Origin of the sequence: Bacillus sp. FSL K6-2865, assembly GCF_040311405.1 — a bacterium.
In the GTDB taxonomy this organism is placed as follows: Bacteria; Bacillota; Bacilli; order Bacillales; family Bacillaceae; genus Bacillus; species Bacillus velezensis.
The window spans coordinates 1,522,195-1,539,600 of the sequence record NZ_CP152036.1; the positions used below are offsets into that span (position 1 = coordinate 1,522,195).

At 46.3% G+C, this 17,406-nt stretch carries 23 protein-coding genes; 19 read left to right on the forward strand and 4 right to left on the reverse strand.

What is annotated here, in order from left to right:
• Positions 1-6: 6 nt before the first annotated feature.
• A complete protein-coding gene (gene ctaG / locus NYE42_RS07585) occupies positions 7-891 on the forward strand; it encodes a cytochrome c oxidase assembly factor CtaG (RefSeq protein WP_352426873.1) in 885 nt (294 codons plus the stop codon).
• Between the two features lie 34 nt (positions 892-925).
• Here the strand turns inward: ctaG and NYE42_RS07590 are convergent, their stop codons facing one another.
• Complete coding sequence (locus NYE42_RS07590; RefSeq protein ID WP_060675442.1) at positions 926-1,285, reverse strand: YugN family protein; 360 nt, start codon at positions 1,283-1,285, stop codon at positions 926-928.
• A gap of 140 nt (positions 1,286-1,425) precedes the next feature.
• On the opposite strand from NYE42_RS07590, the gene NYE42_RS07595 reads away from it, so the two are divergent.
• From NYE42_RS07595 to coaD, 8 genes are all read left to right on the forward strand, one after another.
• Positions 1,426-1,869: a CBS domain-containing protein gene (locus NYE42_RS07595; protein WP_017417724.1), complete on the forward strand. Its 444-nt coding sequence runs from the start codon at positions 1,426-1,428 to the stop codon at positions 1,867-1,869.
• An 84-nt stretch (positions 1,870-1,953) separates the two neighbouring features.
• Complete coding sequence (locus NYE42_RS07600; protein WP_015388277.1) at positions 1,954-2,994, forward strand: CAP domain-containing protein; 1,041 nt, start codon at positions 1,954-1,956, stop codon at positions 2,992-2,994.
• A gap of 164 nt (positions 2,995-3,158) precedes the next feature.
• On the forward strand, positions 3,159-3,569 hold the full coding sequence (locus NYE42_RS07605; protein WP_014304959.1) for a YlbD family protein: 411 nt from the start codon (positions 3,159-3,161) through the stop codon (positions 3,567-3,569).
• Between the two features lie 15 nt (positions 3,570-3,584).
• Positions 3,585-3,824, forward strand: a complete 240-nt coding sequence (locus NYE42_RS07610; RefSeq protein ID WP_003154475.1) for a YlbE-like family protein — start codon at positions 3,585-3,587, stop codon at positions 3,822-3,824.
• A gap of 70 nt (positions 3,825-3,894) precedes the next feature.
• On the forward strand, positions 3,895-4,344 hold the full coding sequence (locus NYE42_RS07615; protein ID WP_003154472.1) for a YlbF family regulator: 450 nt from the start codon (positions 3,895-3,897) through the stop codon (positions 4,342-4,344).
• Positions 4,345-4,402: 58 nt separating this feature from the next.
• Complete coding sequence (locus NYE42_RS07620; protein WP_003154470.1) at positions 4,403-4,675, forward strand: YlbG family protein; 273 nt, start codon at positions 4,403-4,405, stop codon at positions 4,673-4,675.
• 297 nt (positions 4,676-4,972) lie between these two features.
• Positions 4,973-5,527, forward strand: coding sequence for a 16S rRNA (guanine(966)-N(2))-methyltransferase RsmD (gene rsmD / locus NYE42_RS07625; RefSeq protein ID WP_007409693.1), 555 nt, complete (start codon positions 4,973-4,975; stop codon positions 5,525-5,527).
• 4 nt (positions 5,528-5,531) lie between these two features.
• A complete protein-coding gene (coaD, locus tag NYE42_RS07630; RefSeq protein WP_007409694.1) occupies positions 5,532-6,014 on the forward strand; it encodes a pantetheine-phosphate adenylyltransferase in 483 nt (160 codons plus the stop codon).
• Between the two features lie 18 nt (positions 6,015-6,032).
• Here coaD and ylbJ read toward each other — a convergent pair whose 3' ends face one another.
• Entirely contained in the window at positions 6,033-7,259 is a 1,227-nt protein-coding gene (gene ylbJ / locus NYE42_RS07635; protein WP_015417416.1) for a sporulation integral membrane protein YlbJ, read from the reverse strand.
• A 179-nt stretch (positions 7,260-7,438) separates the two neighbouring features.
• Between ylbJ and NYE42_RS07640 the strand changes: the two genes are divergently transcribed.
• Together NYE42_RS07640 and NYE42_RS07645 are read left to right on the forward strand one after the other, a co-directional pair.
• Entirely contained in the window at positions 7,439-8,218 is a 780-nt protein-coding gene (locus NYE42_RS07640; protein ID WP_007409696.1) for a patatin family protein, read from the forward strand.
• Positions 8,219-8,223: 5 nt separating this feature from the next.
• Positions 8,224-9,246, forward strand: coding sequence for a SepM family pheromone-processing serine protease (locus NYE42_RS07645; RefSeq protein WP_007409697.1), 1,023 nt, complete (start codon positions 8,224-8,226; stop codon positions 9,244-9,246).
• Positions 9,247-9,264: 18 nt separating this feature from the next.
• On the opposite strand, the gene NYE42_RS07650 is transcribed toward NYE42_RS07645, so the two are convergent.
• Positions 9,265-10,512 (reverse strand): nucleotidyltransferase, encoded by a 1,248-nt coding sequence (locus NYE42_RS07650; protein WP_352426874.1) that lies wholly within the window; start codon positions 10,510-10,512, stop codon positions 9,265-9,267.
• 208 nt (positions 10,513-10,720) lie between these two features.
• Here NYE42_RS07650 and NYE42_RS07655 point away from each other — a divergent pair, with 208 nt between their 5' ends.
• From NYE42_RS07655 to gerR, 3 genes are all read left to right on the forward strand, one after another.
• On the forward strand, positions 10,721-11,239 hold the full coding sequence (locus NYE42_RS07655) for a DUF177 domain-containing protein (protein ID WP_352426875.1): 519 nt from the start codon (positions 10,721-10,723) through the stop codon (positions 11,237-11,239).
• 21 nt (positions 11,240-11,260) lie between these two features.
• Positions 11,261-11,440 carry a 50S ribosomal protein L32 gene (rpmF, locus tag NYE42_RS07660; RefSeq protein ID WP_003154457.1) on the forward strand — a complete coding sequence of 60 codons (180 nt, stop codon included), beginning with the start codon at positions 11,261-11,263 and terminating at the stop codon, positions 11,438-11,440.
• A 157-nt stretch (positions 11,441-11,597) separates the two neighbouring features.
• On the forward strand, positions 11,598-12,173 hold the full coding sequence (gene gerR, locus NYE42_RS07665) for a sporulation-specific transcriptional regulator GerR (protein WP_003154450.1): 576 nt from the start codon (positions 11,598-11,600) through the stop codon (positions 12,171-12,173).
• A gap of 40 nt (positions 12,174-12,213) precedes the next feature.
• Here the strand turns inward: gerR and NYE42_RS07670 are convergent, their stop codons facing one another.
• Positions 12,214-12,696, reverse strand: coding sequence for an N-acetyltransferase (locus tag NYE42_RS07670; RefSeq protein ID WP_012117497.1), 483 nt, complete (start codon positions 12,694-12,696; stop codon positions 12,214-12,216).
• A gap of 162 nt (positions 12,697-12,858) precedes the next feature.
• On the opposite strand from NYE42_RS07670, the gene NYE42_RS07675 reads away from it, so the two are divergent.
• The 5 genes from NYE42_RS07675 (at position 12,859) to ftsL (ending at position 17,401) form a co-directional block, all read left to right on the forward strand.
• Positions 12,859-13,740 (forward strand): 2-dehydropantoate 2-reductase, encoded by an 882-nt coding sequence (locus NYE42_RS07675; protein ID WP_284064851.1) that lies wholly within the window; start codon positions 12,859-12,861, stop codon positions 13,738-13,740.
• An 86-nt stretch (positions 13,741-13,826) separates the two neighbouring features.
• A complete protein-coding gene (gene bshC, locus NYE42_RS07680; protein ID WP_144664724.1) occupies positions 13,827-15,446 on the forward strand; it encodes a bacillithiol biosynthesis cysteine-adding enzyme BshC in 1,620 nt (539 codons plus the stop codon).
• 125 nt (positions 15,447-15,571) lie between these two features.
• Positions 15,572-16,003: a division/cell wall cluster transcriptional repressor MraZ gene (gene mraZ, locus NYE42_RS07685; protein WP_007409703.1), complete on the forward strand. Its 432-nt coding sequence runs from the start codon at positions 15,572-15,574 to the stop codon at positions 16,001-16,003.
• A 69-nt stretch (positions 16,004-16,072) separates the two neighbouring features.
• On the forward strand, positions 16,073-17,008 hold the full coding sequence (gene rsmH / locus NYE42_RS07690) for a 16S rRNA (cytosine(1402)-N(4))-methyltransferase RsmH (protein WP_007409704.1): 936 nt from the start codon (positions 16,073-16,075) through the stop codon (positions 17,006-17,008).
• A 39-nt stretch (positions 17,009-17,047) separates the two neighbouring features.
• Positions 17,048-17,401, forward strand: coding sequence for a cell division protein FtsL (ftsL, locus tag NYE42_RS07695; RefSeq protein ID WP_003154442.1), 354 nt, complete (start codon positions 17,048-17,050; stop codon positions 17,399-17,401).
• Positions 17,402-17,406 lie beyond the last annotated feature (5 nt).

The following is a 17,406-nucleotide window of genomic DNA, read 5'->3' on the forward strand; positions in this document are numbered from 1 at the left end:
AGAGATTTGATTAATTTGGAAATGTTCGGGTTTCGCGCAATGTGGAGCCCGTATCTGTTTTGTATAACTGCCGTGATAACAGGTGTTTACTTTTACTGGTGCAGCCGGCATAAAGGACGTGTGTCCGCTAAGGAGAAGGTGCTGTTTGTGCTTTCCGCGCTATTTTTTTACGCGGCTGCGGGAAGTCCGGTTGATTTATTGGGCCATGTGATGTTCAGCGCCCATATGGCGCAGATGGCGGTTCTGTTTTTAGTCGTACCGCCGCTGTTGATTTCCGGAATTCCCGGCTGGGCATGGAAGAAACTGATCTTCCGTCCTGTCGTAAAGCCGCTGTTTTTGTTCTTTTCAATGCCGCTTATCGCATTAGTGCTGTTTAACGGTATTTTTTCACTGTATCACATCCCGTTTATATTTGATTTCGTCAAAACGGATTCGCTGTATCACACGCTGATGAACGGACTCATCTTTGTAACGGCTTTTTTTATGTGGTGGCCGCTTGTGCATAAGGTGGACGGTCTGCCCCGTCTCAGCGGTTTAATGAAGCTGGGGTATATTATGGGAGACGGGATTTTGTTAACGCCGGCCTGCGCGCTCATTATGTTCAGCGGGGCGCCCATGTATGCCACGTATACAGATCCGGCGGCTTGGGCCGAAGCAATGAAGCTTTGCGTTCCTTTAGATTTGCTGGAGGAGATCCCTTTATCCGGGCCGGAGATGTTTAACACGCTGCCTCCTTTGGAAGATCAGCAGCTTGGGGCAGTGCTGATGAAAATCATTCAAGAGGTGGTCTACGGAACATATTTGGCTGTCATCTTTTTTCAGTGGGTCAGAACGGAACGGGAAAAAGATACGCTGTCAGAGCCGCCGTATATCGAGCATACCGTCTCATGAAAAAAAGTACAGCAGAATATGCTGTACTTTTTTATTACATTTGCACTGTTTTTAATGACTCTTCCAATTCAAGCAGTAAAGCTTTGCTTTCAGCGACGACTTGTTCCGGAAATTCTTCAGCGCTGCCGTATTCTACGCCGTGCGGATAATAATGCTTTCCTAAAAGAGGGGCCTTCAGCTGAATCACGGCCCGGCTGCCGCCGACATCGCCCTCTTTTGCCGTTCCTTGAATCCGCAGATAAAATGTCCCCTCAGGTACTGAAAACTTTTTGTCGTAAGTCACTCTTTCATAATCCCATTGTCCAGCCAGAATGAGCCCTTTACCTTCCATCAGATCATTCAAGCGGCTGAGCTCCGCTGTTACCCCTTCAAGACCGCTGTTTTCAAACTTCAAACCTTCCCCCTCCTTTTAAAAATGCCCTTTCCTGACAATCATAGTATGAAAGCGTTACACTTTCAATGATTCATACGGTGAAAGTATGCAAAAAGAAAAATTTGACGACAATAGTAGCAGAAAAAAGGAGGAATTCCGCAATGACAAAGATCAATAAGCTCATGACGTCAGACTTGCAATATTGTACAGTATTAGATAATGTATATGAAGCTGCGGTGAAGATGAAAGACGCAGATGTCGGCGCCATTCCGATAGTGGATGAAGACGGCGCCACACTTGTCGGGATCGTGACAGACAGAGATCTCGTATTACGGGGAATTGCTTCAAAAAAGCCGAACTCTCAAAAAATAACCGACGCAATGACAGAGCGGGTTATCAGTGCAGAAGAAGACGCCTCTGTGGAGGAGGTGCTACATTTGATGGCTGAACATCAGCTCAGAAGAATTCCCGTCACAAAGGATAAAAAACTGGTCGGCATTGTTACGCTCGGCGATCTTTCGTTGGCCGAGCAATCAAATGAGCAAGCAGGCCGAGTGCTGTCTGACATTTCTGAAGACGGCGGTCCGGAGGGGTTTATCCATTAAACATAAATCACGGACGATGCAAATAGGCTGTACTGTATAAGAGTAAACAAAAACAGAACGGTTTGAACATATGGGGGTGAGAGGTTGAAAAATATCGCAAGGGCTCTCGTTATCCTTTTGCTTATTTACGGAGCGTATGTTCTGTTTATACAATATGGATCGGCTCCTCAGAAAAAGACGGATCAGGAGGAGCCTCAGGTTTCCAATGAAGAAGAGAGCGGAAAACGGCTAAAAATGCCGTCATCCGGACTGCTTTCTCTCATGGGGAAATCTGCCGCCGATGTGAAAAAGAAACTTGGGGAACCGTCCCGGAAAGATCCTTCTGCCTACGATTACGAGTGGTGGGTGTACAACCAGGGGAAAGACCAATACGTACAAGTCGGTATTTTGAATGATAAAGCCGTGACTTTATACGCTTCGGGAAGCGGCATCAACGCAAAACCGTTTAAGATCGGCGAATCGACGGGCGAAGTTTTTAAAACGACGCAGGTTTCTCCTTTTGTCAATGTGACTGACAAGGGAAACACGTATCGGTTCGAGTTTTCTGAAGAAGATATCAATACCCGTCCCACCGTCAAGATAGGCGGAATGTATGTTCAGCTGTACATGGACAAATTTGACGGGAATCTGTCAAGCATCAGGGCATTTGATGCGGAAACACTTGTGAAACAAAGGCCGTATGAAGTCATGTACAGAGGAAAGCTGACAGAACCCGAGCCTGTTTCTGATAAAAAATGGAACGACATTGAACGAGCGAGTGAACAGCAGATTCTCGACATTACAAATGTCATCCGCGTGAAACACGGACTGGCAAGGCTGAAATGGGACGAAGGCGCCGCGAAAGTGGCATTCGGCCACAGCAAGGACATGAAGGATAACAAGTATTTCTCTCACGTCTCAAAGAAATACGGGACTCTGAAGGACCGCTTGGAAAAAGGCGATGTGAAATACCGGGAGGCCGGTGAAAATATTGCCTACAACTATGTGGACGGTCCTGCAGCCGTGGAGGGCTGGCTGAACAGCGAAGGCCACAGGAAGGCGCTGTTAAGCCCGGATTATACGCACCTCGGTGTCGGCGTGGACCGGAAGTATTATACGCAAAACTTCATTAAGCCTTGGCAGTAAAAAACCGCAGAGGGGCGCGTCCCCCGCGGTTTTTTTATGTTTTTTCGCGAGCGGCGCTCCTGCTGAAAAAAATATACCTGCTTTTTTTCGCAATTTAGGCGAACATTAAGGCGCATGAACCGATACATTATAGCAGGCAAAACTTTTCGGAGGGGGTGAGAATTGTGGCGAATCAGCAATCACGGCAATCAATCGATGATTTTAAACAATTCGTAAAAAAGCATCCCAAACTGATCCAAAATGTTCGCAAGGAACAAAGAAGCTGGCAGGAAGTCTATGAAAACTGGGTGCTCCTGGGCGAGGATGATTCGATGTGGGATCCTTTTAAAGACGAGGCCGTTCAGCCTTCTTCCGACGCGGAAACCAAACAGGAACCAGCTGAAAAGAACGATTTCGTTTCAAAAATGGTCACTGCCGTCAAAAAGATGGATATCAACCAAATGAATGAGCAGATCAATAAAATGAGCCAGTCCATTTCATCATTGCAAAGCCTTTTAAGCCAATTTTCGGGGAGCAGCACGAAGCAGCCCCGGCAAGGCTCCGGACAACATCCTTTTTCATTCAGAAAGGATTAAAGAAGGGGATCGTGTATGCGAAAAGAGGTTCAGGAATTCATATCCGCAGATGAGGAACGGAAACGGTTTATACGGCAGCGTCCCGTCTGGTACCGCAGACTTGCGAGAAAACCGGACGATCTCAATTCCTTTCAGCTTGACATGATGAATTTTTATGAAAAGACGATACCGCATCGGGTAAGTCAATTCTCAAACGGGATTCAAATGGCGCAGATGATGATGCAGATGGTACACGCCATGCGTTCGCAGGATTAAAAAGTGTTTAAACGCCGCATTTTCCAATTGGGTGGTTTCATGGTAAACTAGCAACTGGAGGTGCGTATTTATGTATGCAACAATTGAGTCCGTCAAGCTTCAAAGTGAAGCGGAGCAGCTTGCCGGCATGATTCTGCAGTCTGAGACGGCTGAAAATTACCGCGATTGTTACAAGCGTCTCCGTGAAGATGAAGAGGCAGGGCGGATCATTCGTTCTTTTATGAGCGTTAAAGAGCAGTATGAGGATGTGCAGCGCTTTGGCAAATACCATCCTGATTATAGAGAGATTTCCCGCAAAATGAGAGAAATGAAGCGGGAACTGGATTTAAACGATAAGGTGGCCGAATTTAAAAAAGCGGAGACTGAGCTTCAGTCGCTGCTTGACGAGATCAGCATTGAACTCGGAACGGCCGTCTCGGAGCATGTAAAAGTGCCGACGGGGAATCCTTATTTTGACGGCCTGTCATCCTGCGGCGGCGGGTGCGGTTCCGGCGGCGGCTGCGGATGCAAAGTTTCCTGACGAGACGGCCGTCTCGTCTTTTACATAAAATGAACAGAAAGTCAGGCGGGTGATCATGATGGAAAATAAGCGCCAAGGCATAATCGTATATCTGCATTCCTTAAAACACAGCAAAATGCTGAGAAAATTCGGCAACGTTCATTATGTTTCCAAGCGGCTGAAATACGTTGTGCTGTATTGCGATATGGACCTAATCGAAAAAACAATGGAAAAGATTTCTTCTTATTCTTATGTGAAGAAGGTAGAGCCTTCTTATAAACCTTTTTTAAAGCTGGAATTTGAATCAAAGCTTGATAAGGCGAAAGAGTACGATTATAAAGTCGGTATATAAAAAAATCCCCGCAGATACCTGCGGGGTCCTTCTATTCCTTAACAAGTTAAGGAGAAGGAAAAGGGAGAGGAGAAACCGGAGGAAGAACTTATGGGGAAACGTAAGTCTTCTCCGCGGTTGGCAACAACATCATTCATTGATGCTGTTACACGTAGTCTTGACAGGAATGTGAATATGTATACACGATTTCACGTTCATTGTTTGAAAGAATGCTTTATGATAAGATAGGGATTGTTTTGATACATAACGGCTCAGCCGATGAGTACATCAAAGTTTTCAGAAAAAGTGGTGTGAATAATGAGAGTAATTTCCGGTTCAAGAAAAGGACGAGCCTTAAAGGCTGTGCCGGGCACATCAACAAGGCCGACGACGGATAAAGTAAAAGAGTCTATTTTTAATATGATCGGCCCGTATTTTGACGGAGGAACGGGGCTGGATTTGTTTGCGGGGAGCGGCGGTCTCGGGATTGAAGCGCTGTCGCGCGGATTTGACCGCTGTATCTTTGTGGATCGTGATTTCAAAGCCATCCAAACGGTAAAAGCGAATATCAAAGCGCTTGATCTGCTGTCTTCAGCGGAAGTATACCGCAATGATGCAGAGCGGGCCCTCTATGCCGCGGCGAAACGGGAAAAAGGTTTTGACGGAATTTTCTTAGATCCTCCGTATAAGGAACAAAAGCTGAAAGCGCTTATCGAAATGATTGATGAGCAGAACATGCTGAATGAAGACGGTTTTGTCGTAGCCGAGCATGATAAAGCCGTTGCGCTTCCTGAAGCCGTCGGCGCGCTTTCTGTAACAAGAAGGGAAATTTACGGGCTTACAGGAGTGACGATATACCGAAATAGGGGGTAATGATGTGGCAAGTATAGCTGTATGTCCCGGAAGTTTTGATCCCGTTACCTACGGACATCTGGACATTATCAGACGGGGGGCAAACGTGTTTGAGCAGGTGTACGTATGCGTGCTCAATAATTCTTCTAAGCAGCCGCTGTTTACAGTTGAGGAACGATGTGAGCTGTTAAGAGAAGTGACAAAAGACATACCGAATGTTACGGTCGAGACGTCACAGGGACTGTTAATCGACTATGCGAAAAAAAAGCGGGCGAAGGCGATTATCAGGGGGCTCAGAGCCGTTTCTGACTTCGAATATGAGATGCAGGGGACTTCCGTCAACCGCGTGCTCGACGAATCAATAGAAACTTTTTTTATGATGACGAACAATCAGTACTCTTTTTTAAGTTCAAGCATCGTAAAAGAAGTCGCAAAATATAACGGGCCTGTTTCAGAGTTTGTTCCTCCGGAAGTTGAACAGGCGCTGATGCAGAAATTTAAAGGATGAGAAGCGCTGATTGGCGTCTCATCCTTTTTTTGTCCGTGCTGACAGCCTGTAACAATAAATCAATGCGTATACGGCGAGAGCTGTCAGCGTGATGGCGGGACCGGTTTCAACAAGTGTATTCCATCCGCTGACGGCAGCAGATACCGCTTCCTGATCGCGGAAAGGGAGGAATACGGACTGGTAAGGTTCGTCCAATGCAAGGTAAAGCGGCTTCCACAGTAAGAGAATAAAGAGTGCGGCATAAATGCCCTGAAGGATACGCGCCGCGAAAAACGGTTTAAAGCGGATATCTGTTTCCGATAAAATGCCGGCTACCTGGGCCTGTACGGAAAGGCCGCTGAACCCGAGAATAAAACTCACAATCATGGCTTTCGGCAGCAAGGCGGCATCAGCTTCACTGGCCAGCTTGCTCCCAAGTGTAATTTCAAACATTCCGCTGATAAGAGGGATGTCCAGATTTGCCGGAAGATGAAAAAGCGAAAGCAGCGCGTTTGTAAATACAGAAAGCACATCCATGACTTGTACGATTGATAATAACCGGCTGAAAACCGAAAACAATATAATAAAACCGCCCACCATCAGCAAGGTTTGTACAGAAGAGGTGACGGCGTCGCCCAAAATTTTTCCGAGCGGCCGCTTTTCCGAAAGCCGCGCCTTGTGGAGGGCCAGAAATGCTTCCTTCAGAGAAGGGAGAGCGATCGTCTTTTTACCGGTATACGCCGCTTCTTCTTTCCGTCCGTATGAACGCATCGTCAGGCCGACAGCGATGTTTCCGAGATAGTGAGCCGATGCCAGCAGAATGCCGAGAGACGCGTTATGAAAAAAGCCGACCGCCACAGCAGCGAATATAAATAACGGATTGGATGAATTGGTAAAAGAGACGAGGCGTTCAGCCTCTACTCTGGAAATTTGTTTATCCTGGCGCAGCCGTGCAGTCAGCTTCGCGCCGGCCGGATTGCCTGAAGCCATGCCCATAGCCAGTACAAATCCGCCGACCCCCGGCACTCTGAAAATGGGACGCATAAAGGGTTCGAGTAAAAGGCCGACAAACTTGACAATGCCGAATCCGATTAAAAGCTCAGATAGAATAAAAAACGGAAGCAATGAAGGAAAAACGACCTCCCACCACATGGAAAGACCGGTTTTGGAGGCTTCGAATGAGGCCTGAGGGTGTGAAATAACCGTCGCCGTCAAAAAAATGAAAAACAATGAAATCAAAAATGTATGAAACTTAGACAAATTCATTCTTACCTCCCCGATGCTAAAATTGCACACTGACATTTATATCATGATAAAATATAGAACAGACCTTAAAGGCGGCCGGGCAAGTACCTATTTGTCATCCTGTACTAATATACGAGCATAGGGGTTCAATTTAGACCATAGAATTCATGTATAGGATGTCTATTAGGGGGTTCGTCGCGTTGGCCAAACCTACAATCGGGTTAGCGTTAGGTTCGGGAGGGGCAAGAGGCATCGCTCATCTCGGAGTGTTATCCAGTTTACATAAGCATCAGATTCCAATTGATATGATTGCCGGCAGCAGCATGGGAGCGTTAGTCGGGAGCTTTTATGCGGCCGGGCATGACGTGGCCACGATGAAAAAAGTCGCTAAAGCATTTAAGCGGCGGCTGTACGCGGATTATACGATGCCGAAGCTCGGATTTTTAAAAGGAGACCGCATCAGGCAGCTCGTTCATGCCTATACGTACGGCAAGCCGATAGAAGAACTGCGGATCCCGCTCGGCATCGTGGCCTGCGACCTTCAGACCGGCGAAAAGCTTGTTTTTACGAAAGGTTCAGTATCCGAAGCCGTCCGCGCGAGCATCAGCATACCGGGCGTTTTCGTCCCGCAAAAAATGAACGGACGTATGTTAGTCGACGGCGCGGTGGTCGACAGAATACCGGTTTCCGCCGTAAAAGATATGGGTGCTGATATCGTCATCGCCTCTGACGTATCCCGGGTGAAAAAAACGGAAAAGGCGGCACATATTTTTGATGTAATCATGCAAAGTATGGATATACTGCAAAATGAATTGGTCCGTCACCAGACCATTGCCGCAGACGTCATGATCCGCCCTTCTCTTGAATCATTCAGCTCAAGTTCTTTTGCCAACATTGATCATATGATCACAGCGGGCGAAGAAGCCGCAGACCGGATGATCGGCCGGATTAAACAAGAAATAGAGAACTGGGAGGGCTAACTCATATGAAAGCAAAACATTTTCGCTGGGTGTTTATCATCCTGATCTTATTAATCGCTGTTACATTTATTAAGCTTCCGTATTACATCACACAGCCGGGAGAAGCATCAGAGCTGAGACCGCTGATTAAGGTGGACGGAGGCTATCCTGAAAAAGGAAGCCTTTCCTTGATGACTGTCAAAGTAGGCCCCGCCAATCCGTATACATATCTTTGGGCGAAAGTGCATCCTTACGAAGAAATCGTCCCTGATGAAAGCATAAAAGAAGAGGGCGAATCGGACTCGGATTATATGAAGCGCCAGCTGCAAATGATGAAAAGCTCCCAAGAAAACGCGGTCATTGCCGCTTATCAAAAAGCCGGGAAACAGGTGAAATACTCATTTAACGGCATTTATGCCAGCTCAGTCGTCTCTGACATGCCGGCAAAAGGAAAAATAGAGGTCGGTGATAAAATTATCAGCGCGGACGGGAAAACATACGAATCCGCTGAAAAGCTGATTGATTATATCAGCAGCAAAAAAGCGGGGGAAAAAGTAACGTTTCACATTGAACGGGACACGAAAGAAAAGACCGTTGACATTGTGCTGAAATCATTCCCGGACGACCCGAAAAGAGCGGGAATCGGTGTCGCATTATATACGGACCGGAACGTGAAAGTGAAGCCGGATCTTCATTTCAGCATTGAAAACATCGGCGGGCCTTCTGCGGGTCTCATGATGTCTTTAGAAATTTACAACCAGCTGACAAAACCTGACGAAACAAAAGGCTATAATATAGCCGGGACGGGGACAATCGACGTGGACGGCAAAGTCGGACCGATCGGCGGAATCGATCAGAAAGTCGTCGCCGCAGACAAAGCGGGAAAAGATATTTTCTTTGCGCCGAATCAAAACGGAGCTGAAAATTCTGATTACAAAAATGCGGTAAAAACGGCGAAAGCAATCAAGTCCGATATGAAGATCGTCCCTGTCGACACCATGCAGGACGCACTTGACTATTTGGATCAGCTGAAAGTAAAAAGCACCTGATACAGACAGGTGCTTTTTTTACGCATTCAAAAAACGCTTTTCGTCTTCATCATAGCGGATCGGCGCTTGTGAAAATTCCTGTTTCTCAAACAATGTGCGTTCAGGTTCGTTTATCGGCAGGCTGTAAACCCGTCCCGCCAGTATGTCCAGATCCAGAGCGGGATGAGAGAAAGAAGAGAGCTTGCTGACGAGAGGTGCGGTAAGCTCTTTTTTCTTTGCCGACAGGTACGCCTGTCCTTTTTTCGTCATTCCGAGAAGACGGATATAAGGAGCGCTTGAAGGCTGCAAGAGCCGATGCATGTCTTCTTTTTTCGTCCGTGTCAGAATGTGCGTGTTCATCCGCTGCAGCCTCGTCCACGTGTATCGTTTTGTTTTCAATCGTTCCATCATTTCGCGATAGGATCGGGCTTGTCTGATGGTGCGCAGAATTCTGTGCTCAAGGCCTTCTTCCACTTCATAGATTCGGCTCAATTCTTCAGCGGAAAGAGTGCTGAGGCTGTATTTTACATATGAAAAATAGTCTTCCGTGCTGTGCCATTTTCCGTATGAATTTCTGTATACCTCCAGCTCACGTGCAGACGCTTCCGGAAGAAAGCTCCTTGCGGCCGCCGTTCCTTTTTCTATCAGCGCTTTCCGGATGCTTGTTGCGCTGGCTATCCGGCTGTTATCTCCGGGAAGCTCGGCGTCATGATACTGGGAAGCGATTCTGGCTGTCGTATAAGGCTTCATGGCGGAACCGGAAGCGTGTATCGCTCTAACGTAGTGAAAACCGAGAATATTGTTCGGCTTGGACAAATCGAGCATGTCCCGTCCTTTGAATATGTGTGAAAAAGCTTTTGAAGCGGCGGCCGGATAGCTGAGACCCTTTTTCAGCTCCTCTTTCAGAATCAGGCTGCAGTCATCTTCCTTTCGGGTGAACGCTTCAGACGCTTCAATAAAGGGTTCGATCCGCCCGTTTTCGCTGCCGAAAAACAAGCTGCTGCATCCTAAATGATGAAGAAGCGAAACGCTGCCGCGCGCGAATAATTCCGCTTTTTGTACGGCATATATATAAGGGAGCTCAATGACGATATCCACGCCGTTTTCCAGCGCCATTTTTGTCCGGGCCCACTTTGAGACGGCGGCCGGTTCCCCGCGCTGCAAAAAAGGGCCGCTCATCACCGCCGCCGCGACGCTGCTGTCCGTTTTGATTTTTGCTTGTTCCGCATGATAGCGGTGTCCGTTATGAAAGGGATTATATTCAACAACCAGGCCGACTGCTTTCATATTTGTCCCGCCTTTCTTGCTATGTTATGCTTCGTGTGGTACATTTGCAAATGAAGTGCATATTTTAGTCCGTTTCGTTTAGTGTATGCATAGCCTATCCGGCTGTCAACGATTGCATGACGGCGGCATTATGCTGTAAAGAAAAAATATTGACAAAAACATTCTGAAAAGCTATAATCATGTTTGTTGCTTTCCTGAGGTGATACAAATGAAATGGACGATTTATCAGCTTCATCAAATGGCGAAAAAGAGCTTTGAATTTGATGAAACAGTTGAGTTAAATGAGCTGACAAAATTGAATTCTGACATCCGCCGCATTTCTCCCGTCCGGGTGAAGGGCCACGCGGAGATTGAATCCAAGCAGGTTTCGTTTGACTTTACGATTTCAGGCGAAATGGTTTTGCCGTGCTCAAGAACTTTAGTTGATGTGCCGTATCCATTTACAATCGCGACAAAAGAACTGTTTAGATTTCATAATTCGGATGATATAGAAGATGAGGACGTTCATATTGCTGAAGACGATATCGTCGACTTAACTCCGATCGTAAAAGAAGAGATTCTTTTAGAAATTCCTATGCAAGTCTTTTGTGAAACTGAACAAAAAGAAGGAGCCGCTCCCCAAGTGGGGAAGGATTGGCAAGTGATTTCTGAGGAAGACAAGAAAAATCAAATCGACCCCAGACTTGCGGATCTGAAAAAGCTCTTAACACAAGATGATGAATCTTAACTCTTTAAGGAGGTGGGAATAATGGCTGTACCTTTTAGAAGAACTTCTAAAATGAAAAAAAGATTGCGCCGTACACATTTCAAACTAAATGTACCTGGTATGACAGAATGCCCGTCATGCGGAGAGATGAAATTGTCTCACCGTGTATGTAAAGCATGCGGATCATACAACGGCAAAGACATAAATGTTAAAAGCAATTAATGTATGAAGAAAAGCGCGGGAATCTCGGTTCCTGCGCTTTTCTTTTTTTTGCCCCTCCGGCCTGCTTCCGCTGAAAAAATTGTGAGCCCCAGTAGTCTATCTAATCTATCAGCGGCATATGTATGAGGTAAATGAGCAAATATGGAGGGAGATACGATTGACGATAACGAGACAAGACGCGTGGACGCAAGATGAAGATTTGCTGCTGGCCGAAGTGGTGCTCAGGCATATTCGGGAAGGCGGGACCCAGCTTTCCGCTTTTGAAGAAGTCGGCAGAGCGCTGACGAGAACGGCTGCCGCCTGCGGGTTCAGATGGAATTCTTATGTCAGAAAACAATATCAGTCAGGGATAGAGCTGGCGAAAAAACAGCGGAAGGAATTAAGAAAGCAGATCGGGGTGCATTCCGCCAATCTGCCGGGAACCGTCAAACAGCCTCCGATCCGCAGGGCGGAAGGAGAAAAAGAGCTGTCCATTGATGATGTCATTTTGTTTCTGCAGCAATTTAAAGAGTCGCCAGCCGCAGCGGATGTGCGTCATGAAAAAGAAAAACTCACAGAACAGCTGACCGCGCTGCAAAAAGAAGTCGAGGATCTGCGTGAGGAAAATGAAAGCTTGAGAAACAAGCTGGAGATGACGGAAGAAGATTATAAAGCGTTAATTGACATTATGGACAGAGCGAGAAGGATGGTCAATTCAAAAGAAGACGACAGAAAATCGGCGCAGAGCCTGTAAAATGAACCGGCCTGGGGGCGGCGGCCCGGCCGGTTTTTTATTATGCCGTTTCTCCGGATGTCATTTCACCGTCCATATCGGGATGCCAGATATAAGGATTTTCTCCTTTATCACGCGCCATATCATATTTAACGGGCTCAAAATTCATCTTATCCCAGAAATCTGCTGATTTCATGCGTGAATTCGTCCTGATCGGCATTCTGAAGGATTTTGCAAAATCAACAAGCGCTTTTCCGTATCCGTTGTTTTGATAGCCCGGAAGAACCTCAAGCTTCCAAAGTTCCAAAAAGTCCTGACGCTGATCAAAATACGGATTCGTGCCTCCGTTTACCTGATATAAACTCATTCTCGCCACTAGTTTATCCCCGAAGTAAATCCCGTAAAAAGGCGAGGTGCTGTCATTTTCAATGATATTATCCTGAAGATCTTCAAGCATCGACAGCTCCTGCATCCCGTATTCCTTAAACCTTTTAAATTCTTCGAGTGTCTTAAAGTTGATGAGCAGTCGCTCTATTTTCAACACAAACTCCCCCTTTGTTGTGTTCTACCATTATTGTAAACGCTTTAATTGAAAATTCCAACTATAATATGCTTGCCAGTCTTTTTGCTCAAAACGAAATTGAAGTAATTTGCGGCGGCTTCTGCTATGATAATATGGAAAAATGCAGATATAGGGTGTGACAGTGTGAAAATCGGAATTATCGGCGGCGGAGCGGTAGGCCTTTTATGTGCTTACTACTTATCGTCCCGCCATCAGGTAACGGTCATTACGCGGCGGACGGAGCAGGCTGATGCGATTAACTCAGGCGGTATACGGCTTTTGAAAGACGGAATAGAATGTACGGCGGCATGCAGAGCGCAAACAGGCATCATTTCCGGATTCGACCTCTTAATCGCAGCCGTTAAACAGCACCAGCTAAGTGCTGTGTTGCGGGATCTTGAGACGATAAAAGGGACGAATGTGCTGTTTTTGCAAAACGGCATGGGACACATACACGACATTAAAGATTGGCATACGGATCATTCGCTTTATGTCGGCACTGTTGAGCACGGAGCAAAAAAGATATCAGATCATGCCGTTGAACATACGGGAGCGGGAGCCGTAAGATGGAGTGTATTCAGCGCATCCCGGCCGGAAACGCTCAAAAGCATCTTTTCCGGCATGCACCGGGATTTTCCCGTATATGATGAAAACGACTGGTATCGGCTTTTAACGGGAAAACTGATCATAAATGTATGCATCAACCCGTTAACTGCATTGCTGCGCGTGAAAAACGGAGAGCTGGTAACAAATGACGCTTACAAAAAATATATGAGAAACGTGTTTGAAGAAGCGGAGACAATACTTGGCCTCGCCGATAGAGAAAAAGCGTGGAACAAGGTTTGCGAAGTTTGCAGACTGACGGAAAAAAATCATTCTTCCATGCTCGTCGATATCATGGCAGGCAGGCGGACAGAGGCCGATGCGATTATCGGCTACCTTGTAAAAGAAGCGGAAAGCCGCGGATTGCCGGCCGTTCATCTTACGTTTTTACACCGCAGCATAAAAGCGTTAGAAAGAAACTGAAACAAAGTCTTTTGAGGTTTTCCGGTAACATGCTATACTCATTTCGGAAACCTAACTATTTATTGGAGAAAGGAAGTTCCAGACAGATGCAGCTAACTGAACTTTCCATCAAAAGTCAAAATAAGTTTGTTCAGCACTATATAGATGGAGAAAACATGTCTTCATTTTTTGATTATGATATTCATTCAGAGGACGTATGGCAAAAGCGGCTTCATGACCTGTCTTCGCGGCCGTTTGCCAGAGAAGAATTAGCGGACTATTTATCCTCCTATCACGAAAAATTTCACTCCGCCGCCATGCAGGCCTCCATCGAAAAACTGAGAGATCCAAAAAGCGCAGCGGTAGTAGGCGGCCAGCAGGCCGGTCTTTTAACGGGGCCTCTTTACACCATACATAAAATTATCTCCATTATCGTACTTGCCAGACAGCAGGAAGAGGCGTTGCAGATTCCTGTCGTTCCGATTTTCTGGGTGGCGGGTGAAGATCACGATCTGGAAGAAATCAATTTTGTGCACACGTCAACAGAGAATAAAGGTCCGGTGAAACAGAAACTGCCGCAGTCGTACTGGAAAAAAACATCGGCGGCTAAAACCGAGCTTGATCAGGAAAAATGCGCGGCTTGGATTGATGAAGTGTTCGCTGCTTTTGAGGAGACGGATCACACAAACGCACTCCTTCAAAACGTGAAGCGATGTTTACGCTCATCAGAGACATTCACGGACTTTTTTGAACTGTTGATCGCCGACTTGTTTCAAGAAGAAGGCCTTATTCTGATGAATTCGGGAGATCCGGGGATTAAAAAGCTGGAAACGGGTATGTTTCAGCAGATTTTAAAACACAATCATGAGCTTGCCAAAGCCGTGTCAGACCAGCAGCGTTTTATGCGGGAAGCCGGTTATCACCCGATTATTGAATCGGACAAAGATCAGGCCAATCTGTTTTACGAACATGAGGGAGAGCGTTTCTTAATTGAAAAAGAAAACGGCGTTTTTGTCATTAAGGAGCTTGACCTGAAGTGGACGAACGACGAGCTTCATACCCATATGGAAGAAAAACCGGAATGTTTCAGCAATAACGTTGTGACAAGGCCGCTTATGCAGGAGTTTCTCATCCCGACTCTGGCGTTTATCGCGGGACCGGGGGAGATCAATTATTGGGGTGAGCTGAAGCGGGCTTTCTCATTAATGGGCTTTCGCATGACGCCGGTAGTGCCGAGACTGAACATTACGCTTCTTGAGCGCCATATTGAAAAGAAGCTTTCAGAACGGAATATCCCGCTTCAGGAAGCGATCGAACACGGCACCGGACACCTGAAAGACACTTATTTTGAAGAGCAGATTCCGGAAGAGTTTTCTTCTGTAATGGAACAGGCGAAGTCGCAGATTGAAGCCGTCCATAAACACGCAAGGGACGAAGCGCTGAAGGTCGATTCAAGCCTTGAGCCGCTCTTACAGAAGAATGCCGCCTTCATTCAAGATCAGCTCTTGTTTTTAGAACGGACGGTAACGAAAAGAATTGAAGAAAAAGAAGGTTTTGTGCTGCGTGACTATGAAAGAATCCAAAACAGCATCAGACCGCTCGGCGCTCCGCAGGAACGGATTTGGAATGTGATGTATTATCTGAACCGCTACGGTCCAAAATTCTTCACAACCTTCAAACATCTGCCATTTTCTTTTCAAAACCAACATCAGATTGTCAAACTTTGAAATAAAGTTTTAAAGAACCCTGAATAGTTCAGGGTTTTTTTTTATGTGTAAACAGTGTAAAATGAGGTTGTGGAGAGAAGTGGCGGATAGTGGTGAGTTTAGGGGAGAAAGTGGGGGTCCTTATCATGTTTATGGGTGAATACCGGCATACTGTTGATGCAAAGGGCCGCATGATCGTACCCGCAAAATTCAGAGAAGGCCTCGGTGAGCAGTTTGTGCTGACCAGAGGACTGGACCAATGCCTTTTCGGCTATCCGATGAATGAATGGAAGCTGATTGAAGAAAAGCTGAAGGCTCTGCCGCTCACCAAAAAAGACGCCCGCGCATTTACCCGATTCTTTTTTTCCGGTGCGACCGAATGCGAACTGGACAAGCAGGGAAGGGTTAATATTGCGTCATCTCTTCTGAATTACGCAAAACTGGAAAAAGAATGTGTTGTCATCGGGGTTTCCAATCGAATTGAATTGTGGAGTAAGGTAATATGGGAACAATACACAGAAGAGCAAGAAGATTCATTCGCTGAAATTGCTGAAAACATGATTGGATTTGATATATAATGGATCTTCGTGCATCACAACAACAACTGACAATTCAATTCATTCCTGATAAAGGTGGGACCGACACAAATGTTTCAGCATAAGACAGTACTTCTTCGTGAAACCGTCGACGGTTTAAATATCAAACCGGACGGAACCTATGTGGACTGCACCCTTGGCGGCGCCGGGCACAGTACATATTTATTGCAGCAATTATCGGAAAAAGGACGCTTGATCGCCTTTGATCAAGATGACACGGCACTTGAAAACGCAAAGAAAACATTGTCCGAATACAAAGGACAGCTCATTCTGGTGAAAAGCAACTTTCGTTATTTAAAAGAGTGTTTACATGAACACGGCATTACGAGTGTCGACGGAATTTTATTTGATTTAGGAGTATCCTCTCCGCAGCTTGATACACCGGAACGGGGATTCAGCTATCATCATGACGCACCGCTGGACATGAGGATGGACCAGTCGGCCGCCCTTACGGCGAAAGAAGTCGTAAATGAATGGCGGTATGAGGACCTTGTGAGGATTTTCTTTAAATACGGAGAAGAAAAATTCAGCAAGCAGATCGCCCGAAAAATTGAAGAGGCAAGAGAAAAATCGCCTATTCAAACAACCGGCCAACTGGTCGATCTAATAAAGGACGCGATACCGGCTCCGGCAAGAAGAAGCGGAGGTCATCCGGCCAAACGTGTATTCCAAGCCATACGAATCGCCGTAAACGACGAGCTTCAAGTATTTGAAGAGGCCCTCTTGCAAGCGATAGAGGTGCTGAAGCCGGGCGGAAGGGTGTCTGTGATCACTTTTCACTCGCTGGAAGACAGAATGTGCAAGACGACATTCAAGGAAAAATCATCACTTCCCGAACTGCCTCCGGGTCTTCCTGTGATACCGGAAGAATTTGAACCGGAATTAAAGCTGATTACAAGAAAGCCCATTACGGCATCAAAAGAGGAGCTTGAAGAAAATAACCGCGCCCGGTCAGCGAAGCTCCGCATTGCGGAGAAACGAAAATAACGGGCAGCAAATGACAACATTAAAGGAGGTCATCAGCCTATGAGCAACTTAGCTTACCAGCAGGAAAAACAACAACGGCCAGTGATAAGTCCCGAAAAAAAGGTGATTGTCAAAAAGAGGGCTTCCATTACACTCGGGGAAAAGGTGCTGCTCGTCCTGTTTGCCATTGCCGTTCTCTCCACATCAATGTTTATCGTATCAAAGGCATACGCGGCGTACCAATCCAATATTGAGGTGCAAAAACTGGAGGAGAAAGTATCTGAGAAGAATAAGCAGATCGGTGATCTCGAAAAGACGGCTGCTGACTTAAGCCAGCCGCAGCGCCTGATGGATATCGCCAAAAAGCACGGTTTGAATCTGAAAGATAAAAAAGTGAAAAACATACAGGAATGATAACC

Bases quoted from the DNA above. Each gene is read 5' to 3' on its own strand.
- NYE42_RS07595 (WP_017417724.1), top strand. From the start codon at position 1,426: ATGACAAAGATCAATAAGCTCATGACGTCAGACTTGCAATATTGTACA.
- NYE42_RS07610 (WP_003154475.1), top strand. From the start codon at position 3,585: ATGCGAAAAGAGGTTCAGGAATTCATATCCGCAGATGAGGAACGGAAA.
- NYE42_RS07615 (WP_003154472.1), top strand. From the start codon at position 3,895: ATGTATGCAACAATTGAGTCCGTCAAGCTTCAAAGTGAAGCGGAGCAG.
- NYE42_RS07620 (WP_003154470.1), top strand. From the start codon at position 4,403: ATGGAAAATAAGCGCCAAGGCATAATCGTATATCTGCATTCCTTAAAA.
- rsmD (WP_007409693.1), top strand. From the start codon at position 4,973: ATGAGAGTAATTTCCGGTTCAAGAAAAGGACGAGCCTTAAAGGCTGTG.
- ylbJ (WP_015417416.1), bottom strand. From the start codon at position 7,259: ATGAATTTGTCTAAGTTTCATACATTTTTGATTTCATTGTTTTTCATT.
- NYE42_RS07645 (WP_007409697.1), top strand. From the start codon at position 8,224: ATGAAAGCAAAACATTTTCGCTGGGTGTTTATCATCCTGATCTTATTA.
- NYE42_RS07650 (WP_352426874.1), bottom strand. From the start codon at position 10,512: ATGAAAGCAGTCGGCCTGGTTGTTGAATATAATCCCTTTCATAACGGA.
- NYE42_RS07655 (WP_352426875.1), top strand. From the start codon at position 10,721: ATGAAATGGACGATTTATCAGCTTCATCAAATGGCGAAAAAGAGCTTT.
- rpmF (WP_003154457.1), top strand. From the start codon at position 11,261: ATGGCTGTACCTTTTAGAAGAACTTCTAAAATGAAAAAAAGATTGCGC.
- bshC (WP_144664724.1), top strand. From the start codon at position 13,827: ATGCAGCTAACTGAACTTTCCATCAAAAGTCAAAATAAGTTTGTTCAG.
- mraZ (WP_007409703.1), top strand. From the start codon at position 15,572: ATGTTTATGGGTGAATACCGGCATACTGTTGATGCAAAGGGCCGCATG.
- rsmH (WP_007409704.1), top strand. From the start codon at position 16,073: ATGTTTCAGCATAAGACAGTACTTCTTCGTGAAACCGTCGACGGTTTA.
- ftsL (WP_003154442.1), top strand. From the start codon at position 17,048: ATGAGCAACTTAGCTTACCAGCAGGAAAAACAACAACGGCCAGTGATA.